This window comes from Oerskovia rustica, assembly GCF_014836555.1.
Classification (GTDB): Bacteria; Actinomycetota; Actinomycetes; order Actinomycetales; family Cellulomonadaceae; genus Oerskovia; species Oerskovia rustica.
On the sequence record NZ_JACSQQ010000054.1, the window covers coordinates 1 to 9,169 of the forward strand.

A 9,169-nucleotide genomic window follows, 5' to 3' on the forward strand; every position below is an offset into this window, starting at 1 on the left:
CCCCCCCCCCCCCCCCCCCCCCCCCCCTCTCGTCCTTGGGGGAAGCGTCAGGCGCGCCGCGACCGGCGGCTCAGCAGCACCGCGACGATCCCGGCGGCCAGCAGCACGACCGCCCCGGCCGTGACGAGCAGCGCGTTCGAGCCGGTCGCCGCGAGGCCCTCGTCGTCGGCCGCCGTCGCCGCGCCGGGTGCCGCCGCACCAGGCGTGGCCGCACCAGGTGCCGCCGATGGGTCGGCCTGCGCGACCGGTGTCGCACCTGCGACGGGAACGTCCTCGGGCGCGGGGCCCGTCGCGGCGAGCTCGCGCTCGGTGACCGGAGGCGCCGTCGTCGGGGTTTCCGCGACCGGAGGCGAGGTGGGCGCCTCGACCGGCGTTCCGCCGTCGGGCACCTCGCTGCTCGGGACCGGCGACGGGGCGGGCCGCGTGACGGGCGGGGCCGGGCTCAGCGGTGTCGGCTCGGGCGTGCACTCGGGCGCCTGGCCGCCCTCGCCGAAGTGCTCGTCGAACCCCTCGACCTGGACCCACGTCACGCAGAACCCGGCGGGGAACGCGGCGACGGCGCCCGCGAAGTCGAGAAAGCTCGCGCCCACGTAGGCCGCGGTCGATCGCCCGTTGGCCGTCTCGAGGTGGACGTTGAAGCTCTGCTCACCGGTCCCGTCGAGCGCGGTCGCGCGGTAGTTGACGTGCCCGTGCTCGCGGAACACCTGGCCTGCGGGCAGGCTCACGCCGCTCGCGGTCACGGTGTACGGGGTGGGGGAGTCGGACCCTGCGGACGCGATCGTGGGGGTGGCCACGAGGATCGCTGCCGTGAGGAGGGCGACGGGCGCTGCGCGCATCGAGGAGGACCTTTCGGGGGGTGGTCGGAGGGGTGCGCCCTCGGCTCTCGGGTGCGAGCGGGGCTGTGCCGGACGGTTGATCACCGTACTCGTCCGACATGCCCGGATCGACCGGGCGAACGCGACATATCAGCGCCAAAGGTACTCGGGACCGGGTGATTGTGGAAGCGCTCCCAGCGTGTCGCTCGCGTGTCGCCCGCATGTCGGTTCGCCCAAGGGCGACGACCGACGTGGCTACCCTCGTCGCATGGCTCCCGCGAGCACGCCCCCGGCTCCCGCCCCGCCCCTGCTCGTCCCCGTCCCCGGCGGCGCGCTCGCCCTGCGCGACGCGCGCACCGGATCAGCCCGGGACGTGACCCTCCAGGGCTTCGAGATCGGTCGGACCCCGATCACCTGGGCGGAGCTCCGCTCCGTTCCCACCCCGCCGGGCAGCACGCCCCAGAGCAGCGCGCCCCCGGACGGCTCCCGGCCCGGCGACGCCCCCGCGCACCCCGTGACCTGGTTCGATGCGGTGCGCTGGTGCAACGCGGCGTCGGCCGCCGCAGGCCTGGCTCCTGCCTACGTGCTCGACGGCCGTGCGGTCCGGTGGGACGTCGGCGTCGACGGGTTCCGGTTGCCGACCGAGGCCGAGTGGGAGTGGGCGTGCCGCGCGGGGACGACCACTCCGACCTACGGGCCGCTGGCCGCCGTCGCCTGGACCGCTGCCGACCAGGTCCAGGGCCCGCAGCCGGTCGGCCGCAAGGCACCCAACGCGTTCGGGACGCACGACCAGCTCGGCAACGTCTGGGAATGGTGCTGGGACCACGCCGACACCGCGCGCTACGGCGACTACCGCAGCCTGCGCGGGGGAGGGTGGGCAGACCGCGAGTGGAGCGTGCGCGCCTCGGTACGCCGGGGCAGCGCGCCCGACGCCGTCCTCGAGGACGTGGGCTTCCGGGTGGCGCGTGGCGCCGTCGGGCTGCGCGGGGCGCTCGAAGCACAAGGGTGGTCGGCTGCGGCCGACCGCGAGCGTGCCGACGTCCGCGGACCGCGGCCGGTCGGCTGGACCCCGCTGCGCGGGCTCTGAGCGGCGGAGCTCAGAGCGTCGCGAGCCACCGCACGACGGCGTCGCTCACCGCCGCGTGGTCGTTGCGCACGTCGTGGGCGCCGGGCAGGCGCACCTGGGTGACCGGCCCCGGGATCGCGGCGACGTGCTCGTCGAACTCCTCGGGCGAGCCGAACGGGTCGGTCGTCCCGGACACGAACAGCACGGGGACCGTGAGCTGCGGCAAGTGGTCGACGCGGAGCTTGTCGGGCTTGCCCGGCGGGTGCAGGGGGTAGCTCAGCAGCACGAGACCGGCCGCAGGCAGGCCCTCGGCCACGGCGATCGAGCACATGCGCCCGCCGTAGGAGCGGCCGCCGAGCACGAGCCGGTCGGGCGCGAAGCCTTCCTCGGTCGCGAAGCGAGCGGCCTCCTCGACCAGGTGCGCGACCGCGACCGGCGCCCGGTCCGGCATGCGCTTCCCGGCGAGCCGGTACGGGAAGTCGACCCGGCGCACGGGCAGCGGCACGACGGCCTCCTCGACCGCGACGAGCGTCGGGTGGTCGCGACCCGCCCCGGCCCCCGGCGTGAGAAGAAGCCCGCCGACCGCTGCGCCTGATGATCGCGTCATGGTTCCAGTCTGGCAGCGGCGGCTGACCAGGACCTTTCCTGCGGTCGACCACGGGGTTGAGGTCGTCAATCTGCCCAGAACGACCTCAACCCCGTGCTCGGCACCTGGCTGGAACCGCTAGAGGGCCAGCAGCAGGTCCTGCATCTCCGCGATCTCCGACTCCTGGGCGTCGATGATCTCCTGGGCCAGGGCGAGCGCCTCGGCGTTCTCACCGTCCGCGATCTCGGCCTTCGCCATGTCCACGGCGCCCTCGTGGTGCGCGATCATGCCCTCGAGGAACAGTCGTGAGACGGTCGCGGCGTCCGCCGCCTCGAGCGCCTGGATCTCCGCCTCGCTCAGCATCCCGTCCATCTCGTGGCCCGAGTGGTCGCCCATCGGCTCGGCGCCCCACTCGTCGAGGAAGCCCTCCATGGTCGCGATCTCGGGCTCCTGCGCGCTCTCGATGCGGGTTGCGAGGTCGACGACCGCAGGGTCGACCCCCTCCGTGTCGAGCACGATGCGCGACATCACGAGCGCCTGCTCGTGGTGCGGGATCATCATCTGCGCGAACATGACGTCCGCGTCGTTGGCCCCGGCTGCGTCCGCGCCCGTGTCCTGCGACGGCGAGCCGTTGCCCATGTCGTGGCCCTCCATGTCTGCGCCGTCGCCGGCGTCGGTGCAGCCCGCGAGGACCAGTGTCGAGCCGAGGGTCAGGCCGATGCCGACCTTGGTGAGGGTGTGCGTGTTCATGAGTCGTCCTTCGGGTGATCGGTCGGTGTGCCACGGGTGCCCCGCGGCGGTGACGGTGTGCTGCGGCCCTGGTCGGGCCGAGCTCCTATCTCCGACTGATCCCGAGCGCGACGAGCGACGGCGGCCGCAGCACCGACCCGAGCCGCCACCAGGGCGCGACGACGCGCGCGAGGTGCGTGACGCCGTCGGGCAGGCGACGCACCAGCGCCGGGCCACCGAGCGAGACCATCGCGACGAGCACCAAGAGGCACATGGCCTCCATCTCGCCGTGCCCCGTGCCCGACGGCGCCTCCTCCTCCGCGCCCACGTCGCCCGAGGCATGGGGAGCCGCCTCGGCGGCGACGGTGTGCGCGGGGCCGTGCGCCACGGGGCTGCCCGACATCTGGTGCATCCCGACGAACCCGCCGAGCAGCACCACCATCCCGAGCAGCACCACGAACCGCCGGACGAGACCGGCGGTTCGGGAGGGCCGGACCGCGTCGCCCAGGTGGGCGGTCGACACGGCCCCGGCCGGGGCGATCGGGGACATCTCGGACATCGCCTACGAGGCTGCCACGCGCTCGGGGTCGAGGTCCAGCCGGCGCAGGAGCTGCGCGTTGAGGGCCACGATCACGGTCGACAGGGACATGAGCAGCGCGCCCACCGCCATGGGCATGACGAACCCGACCGGCGCCAGGACGCCCGCCGCGAGGGGCACCGACACCAGGTTGTATCCGGCGGCCCACCACAGGTTCTGCTTCATCTTGCGGTAGCTGGCCCGGGACAGCTCGATGACCGACAGGACCGAGCGCGGGTCGTCGCTCGCGAGGATGACCCCGGCCGACGCGATGGCCACGTCGGTGCCCGCACCGATCGCGATGCCCACGTCCGCCTGGGCGAGCGCGGGGGCGTCGTTGACGCCGTCGCCGACCATCGCGACCTTGTGCCCTCGCGCCTGGAGCTCGGAGACCTTGTCGCCCTTGTCGCCCGGGCGGACCCCGGCGAACACCTCGTCGATGCCGAGCTCGTCCGCGACCGACTGCGCCACCGCCTGTGCGTCACCCGTGATCATGACGACCCGGATGTTGCGCCGGTGCAGGGCGTCGATCGCCTCGCGGGACTCGGGCCGGATCTCGTCGGCCAGCGCGAAGCCGCCCAGGACGCGCGGGGTACCGGAGCCCAGGTCGAGCGCGTGCAGGACCGTCGCGCCCTCGCCCTCCCACGCGGCGGCGTCGGGCACGGGGTCGAGGCCGTGCTCCCGCAGGAGCGACGGGCCGCCCACCGTGACCCGGCGACCGTCCACGAGACCCGAGACGCCCACCGCGGTCGAGGACTGGAAGTCCTCGGCGCGCGGAACCCGCACGCCCTTGTCCGCGGCGGCACCCACGATCGCGCGGGCCAGGGGGTGCTGCGAGTCGGCCTCGACGGCCGCCGCGAGCGCGAGCAGCTCGTCCTCGCTGCCCGACGTCGCGACCAGGTGCGTCACGACGGGTTCGCCCTTGGTCAGGGTGCCGGTCTTGTCGAACAGGACGGCGTCGACCGTGCGCATCTGCTCGAGCGCCATGCGGTCCTTGACGAGCACGCCCGCCTTGGCCGCGCGCTCGGTCGAGATCGACACCACGAGCGGGATCGCGAGGCCCAGCGCGTGGGGGCACGCGATGACGAGGACCGTGATGGTCCGGATCAGCGCGCTCTCCGGCGTGCCCCAGACCGTCCACGCGACCAGCGTCAGCACCGCGGCGCCGAGCGCGAACCAGAAGAGCCAGCCCGCGGCGCGGTCCGCGAGGCGCTGCGCGTGCGAGGACGACGCCTGCGCCTGCGTCACCAGGCGCTGGATGCCCGCGAGCGCGGTGTCGTCACCGACCGCGTCGACCGTGACGCGCAGCGCCTGGTCGGTCGCGACCGTCCCGGCCACCACGTGGTCGCCGACGGTCCGGCGCACCGGGCGCGACTCGCCCGTGATCATCGACTCGTCGACGTCCGCCGACCCCTGGGACACCACGCCGTCCGCGGGCACGCGCCCACCAGGACGCACCACGACGACGTCGCCCACGACCAGGTCGGTCGGGGACACCGTGGTCGCCTGGCCGTCGGCGCCCACGCGCTCGGCCTCGTCCGGCAGCAGCGCGGCGAGCGACTCCAGGGCCGACGACGACTGCGCGAGCGAGCGCATCTCGATCCAGTGGCCCAGCAACATGATGACGACCAGCAGCGCGAGCTCCCACCAGAAGTCGAGCTCGTGCGACAGGATCCCCAGGCTCGCACCCCACGACGAGACGAACGCGACCGTGATCGCGAGCGCGACGAGCAGCATCATGCCGGGCTTGCGCGCCTTGAGCTCGTCGACCGCCCCCGTGAGGAACGGCTTGCCGCCCCACACGTACATGACCGTGCCGAGGACCGGCGAGATCCATGCGATGCCCGGGACGTCAGGGAGCGAGTAGCCGATGATCGAGGCGAACATCATGCTGGCGCCGACCGTCGGGACCGCGAGGGCGAGCATGATCCAGAACAGGCGACGGAACATCGCGACGTGGCCCGCATGGCCGCCGTGGCCGCCGTGGCCCTGGTGGCCGCCGTGCGCCGAGTGGTCCTCGTGGCCGCCTGCGTGGGCCGAGTGGTCGTCGGGGTCGGCGTGGCCGGCGTGGGCCGAGTGCTCCGTCGCGGTCATGGTCGACATGTCGTGCCCGGCGTGGTCCGTGCCCGCGTGGGCGTCGTGGCTCGCGGCAGGCGCGGCGGTCGCTGCGTGGCTGGTGTGCCCCGCGTGCGAGCCGTCGCTGCCCACGTGGTGCTCGTGGTCGTGACCTGCGTGCCCGCCGTGACCCGTGTGGTCACCGTGCTCGTCGTGGTCCATGGGATTCACTGTCCCGTCCTCCCTCGTATCGCGCCGGGCGACCTTGGCGCTCCGGCGATACCCCCTAGGGGTATCGATAACTCCTGATACTGCCGCAGCATTCCCGGTCCGTCAAGAGCAAGCCGCGCGACGCCGACGCGCGGTGCCCCGATTGCGGACCTAGCCTGAAAGCCCGACGACGGGCGGAGCAGCCATGACCCTGGTCCTTCACGACGAGCTCTTCGACGCGCAGCTCGTCCGAGCGCTCGCCTATACCGCGCAGGGCGGTGCAGAGATCGGCGAGTGCCTCGAGACGGCCCGCCGCATCACCCGGACCGACGGGAACCAGTGGTACGACGAGTGGTCCGCGACCGCCGCGCGCGTCGAGAAGACGGCCGAGGAGAGCGACATCGCAGGTCACCCGGTCAGTGCCCGCGGCTCCTGGCTGCGCGCCTCGAACTACTACCGCACCGCGGGGCTCTTCCTCATGGGGGCTCCCGTCGACGACCGGTTCCGTGAGAGCTCGCGCCGCCAGACCGAGACGTTCCGCAAGGGGGCCGCGCTCCTGGACCTTCCGCCGGACGTGCTCGAGATCCCGTTCGAGGGCGGGACGCTCCCCGGCTACTTCTTCCGGGCCGCAGACGACGGGCGCCCGCGCCCCACGGTCCTGCTCGTCGACGGCTACGACGGCACCGCCGAGGAGCTGTACTTCGCGAACGCGGTCGCTGCCCTCGACCGGGGGTACGACGTGCTCGCGTTCGACGGCCCGGGCCAGGGCAGCGTGATCCTCGACCAGGGCATCGCGTTCCGTCCGGACTGGGAGACCGTGGTGAGCGCCGTCGTCGACCACGCCCTGACCCTGGACGAGGTGGACCCGCAGCGCATCGTGGTGCACGGCTGGAGCTTCGGCGGCTACCTCGCGCCCCGCGCCGCGTCCGGGGAGCACCGCCTCGCGGCCTGCGTCGCCGACAGCGGACCCTACGACCTGTTCGGCACGGTCACCGCGAAGTTCCCCTCGCTCCTGGCCGGCCACCTCGACGACGACCGCGGTGCCGCGCTCCGGGTCGTCGAGACGACGCTCCACCAGCTCCTCAAGAAGCCCTCGGCGGGCTGGGCACTGCGCCGGAACCTGTGGGTGCACGGCGTGCGCGACCCGCTCGACTTCATCCGGCTGTCCCACGACTACACGATGCGAGGGCGTGAGCACCTCATCCGCTGCCCGGTGCTCGTGTGCCGCACCGTGGGCGACGACCTCTCCGCCTCGGCCCGGACGCTCGCCGAGAACCTCACGTGCCCGACCGAGTACGTCGAGCTCGGCCCCGAGGACGGCGTCACAGGCCACTGCGAGATGACCGGCCGCGGGGTCTTCCACCAGCGCGTCTACGACTGGCTCGACGAGACCCTCGAGTACGACGGCGCCCCCACGTAGCCGGGGTCCCCACGTAGCCGGGGTCCCGAGAACGGGACTGGGGACGTCCTGCGGTGGATGACGACCTCAACCTCGTTCTCGGCACCCGGGTGCATAAGTCAGGGTGCCGTGGGCACGCTCGTGACCGTCGTCAGGAGGAACGCCGAGTCCTCCAGGGCGGCGACGGCGTGCCGCTCGTGCGTGAGCACGCGCAGCTCGCCCGGCCCGACCTCCTCGTCGCCCTCCAGCGCGGTGACGCGGACGCGGCCGCGCAGCACCTGGATGCTCGCGGCGGGCGGCGAGTTGTGCTCGCCGAGCTCGACGCCCGCGAGGATCGCGATGATCGTCTGGCGCAGCACGCCGTCGTGCAGCACGACCTCCGCGCTGCGGCCGTTGTCGCCGTCCCGGGCGCGCGTGAGGTGCGCGTCGGTGAGCAGCTCGAGGTTCGTCATGGGGTTTCCGTTCGGGTGGGGGCGGGGTTTCCATCATGGCGGTCGGGCGTCCGGTTCGCCCGGTGCGCGCGGGGTGCCCGACGGCGCCGCGCACCCGCGCGGTCGTCGCGCCCTGCGGATGTGACCTCCTGGGAGAGGGCGCGTGCGGATCGTGTGACGCCCGTCACTCGTCGGCAGGTCGGCGCGCGATCCGGGGACGGGTGACAGAGCATGGGGTGATGCACGTGCCCACCTTCGTCGACGTCTGGCAGCTCCTCAACGACGCCGATCGCGAACGTCTCGCCGAGATCGACGAGACCGAGACCGAGATCCTCGACTTCCTGCGGACGCAGCCGGTCGAGGACGTCGACGCGCCCCTGTTCTCCGACCTGCAGGTCGAGCGCCTGCGCGTCTACCGGGCAGCGCTCGAGCGCGCGAACCCGGGCGAGTCCCAGCCCGAGGCCGCGTCGGCCTAGAACCGCGCGCCACGTCGAGTGTGCACTTGTGGCGGTCGACCGCCGCGACGGACGACCACAACTGCACACTCGGTGGGCGTGACGGTGAACCCAGCACGCCGACGACGCGTGCCGGTGGCCCGGGCGGCGGATCGGACGGCCGCGGGGCACAGCCGGGGTCAGTGGGTCGGCATCTCCAGGCAGCCGCCGTCGGCGATCGGGCCGCCCGCCTCGAGGGTGACCCCTTCCGGGGTGACGCCGCCGTAGACGCAGCCTCCCGGGACGCTCACGCCGACCCCGAAGCTCGTCGCAGGGTCGCCCGACGGCGTCGTCCCAGGGGTCACGCCGAACGTCTCGAACCCCGCGCCGGTCAGTGCGGCCACGACCTCGTCGTGGCGCAACGGGTCGCCCGTGACGAGCGGGGCGAGCGCGGCCTCGACCGCCGGGACGGACAGCGCGGCCTCGGCGTCCGACGCGGGGGTCCCGCGGCGCTCGCGGTAGGCCTCGTTCGAGGAGTCGAGCCCCTGGTTCTCCGGCTCGGGAGTCGGGTCCGTCGACCCGGTGACCGCGGGGGGCGCTTCCGGAGAGACGTCGTAGGCGTCGGCCCACCGGTTCACCAGGACGACGTAGCCCACGACGGCCACGACGAGCGCGACCGTGACGAGGGCCGCGAGCCCGACCACGACCCGGACCACCCACGTGGCCGCACGCGAACGACCGGCGGGCGTGACGTCGTCGGGCAGGGGGTGGCTCATCCGGCGAGTCTCGCTGCGCTGCGGCCGACGCGTCCAGCGCAAGGCTCGACCCTGCGCGAGATCTTCACGCACGGCACGCGACGGGGGGGGG

The 9,169-nt window shown here is 73.7% G+C and carries 10 protein-coding genes; 3 read left to right on the forward strand and 7 right to left on the reverse strand.

Going from position 1 to position 9,169, the window contains the following annotated elements; all coding sequences use genetic code 11:
* Positions 1-47 precede the first annotated feature (47 nt).
* Positions 48-836: a hypothetical protein gene (locus H9652_RS18685; RefSeq protein ID WP_191798218.1), complete on the reverse strand. Its 789-nt coding sequence runs from the start codon at positions 834-836 to the stop codon at positions 48-50.
* Positions 837-1,083: 247 nt separating this feature from the next.
* Between H9652_RS18685 and H9652_RS18690 the strand changes: the two genes are divergently transcribed.
* On the forward strand, positions 1,084-1,902 hold the full coding sequence (locus H9652_RS18690; RefSeq protein ID WP_191798220.1) for a formylglycine-generating enzyme family protein: 819 nt from the start codon (positions 1,084-1,086) through the stop codon (positions 1,900-1,902).
* A gap of 10 nt (positions 1,903-1,912) precedes the next feature.
* Here the strand turns inward: H9652_RS18690 and H9652_RS18695 are convergent, their stop codons facing one another.
* From H9652_RS18695 to H9652_RS18710, 4 genes are all read right to left on the reverse strand, one after another.
* Positions 1,913-2,488: an alpha/beta hydrolase family protein gene (locus H9652_RS18695; protein WP_191798222.1), complete on the reverse strand. Its 576-nt coding sequence runs from the start codon at positions 2,486-2,488 to the stop codon at positions 1,913-1,915.
* Positions 2,489-2,605: 117 nt separating this feature from the next.
* Entirely contained in the window at positions 2,606-3,217 is a 612-nt protein-coding gene (locus H9652_RS18700; protein ID WP_191798224.1) for a DUF305 domain-containing protein, read from the reverse strand.
* A gap of 85 nt (positions 3,218-3,302) precedes the next feature.
* Positions 3,303-3,755 (reverse strand): DUF6153 family protein, encoded by a 453-nt coding sequence (locus H9652_RS18705; protein ID WP_191798226.1) that lies wholly within the window; start codon positions 3,753-3,755, stop codon positions 3,303-3,305.
* A 3-nt stretch (positions 3,756-3,758) separates the two neighbouring features.
* Positions 3,759-6,050 carry a heavy metal translocating P-type ATPase gene (locus H9652_RS18710; protein WP_191798228.1) on the reverse strand — a complete coding sequence of 764 codons (2,292 nt, stop codon included), beginning with the start codon at positions 6,048-6,050 and terminating at the stop codon, positions 3,759-3,761.
* Between the two features lie 193 nt (positions 6,051-6,243).
* Between H9652_RS18710 and H9652_RS18715 the strand changes: the two genes are divergently transcribed.
* On the forward strand, positions 6,244-7,458 hold the full coding sequence (locus H9652_RS18715) for an alpha/beta hydrolase family protein (protein ID WP_191798230.1): 1,215 nt from the start codon (positions 6,244-6,246) through the stop codon (positions 7,456-7,458).
* A 98-nt stretch (positions 7,459-7,556) separates the two neighbouring features.
* Here the strand turns inward: H9652_RS18715 and H9652_RS18720 are convergent, their stop codons facing one another.
* Positions 7,557-7,889, reverse strand: a complete 333-nt coding sequence (locus tag H9652_RS18720; protein WP_191792260.1) for a cupin domain-containing protein — start codon at positions 7,887-7,889, stop codon at positions 7,557-7,559.
* A gap of 218 nt (positions 7,890-8,107) precedes the next feature.
* Between H9652_RS18720 and H9652_RS18725 the strand changes: the two genes are divergently transcribed.
* Complete coding sequence (locus tag H9652_RS18725; RefSeq protein ID WP_191792262.1) at positions 8,108-8,344, forward strand: hypothetical protein; 237 nt, start codon at positions 8,108-8,110, stop codon at positions 8,342-8,344.
* Between the two features lie 158 nt (positions 8,345-8,502).
* Here H9652_RS18725 and H9652_RS18730 read toward each other — a convergent pair whose 3' ends face one another.
* Positions 8,503-9,078 (reverse strand): DUF6993 domain-containing protein, encoded by a 576-nt coding sequence (locus H9652_RS18730; protein ID WP_191798232.1) that lies wholly within the window; start codon positions 9,076-9,078, stop codon positions 8,503-8,505.
* Positions 9,079-9,169: the final 91 nt, after the last annotated feature.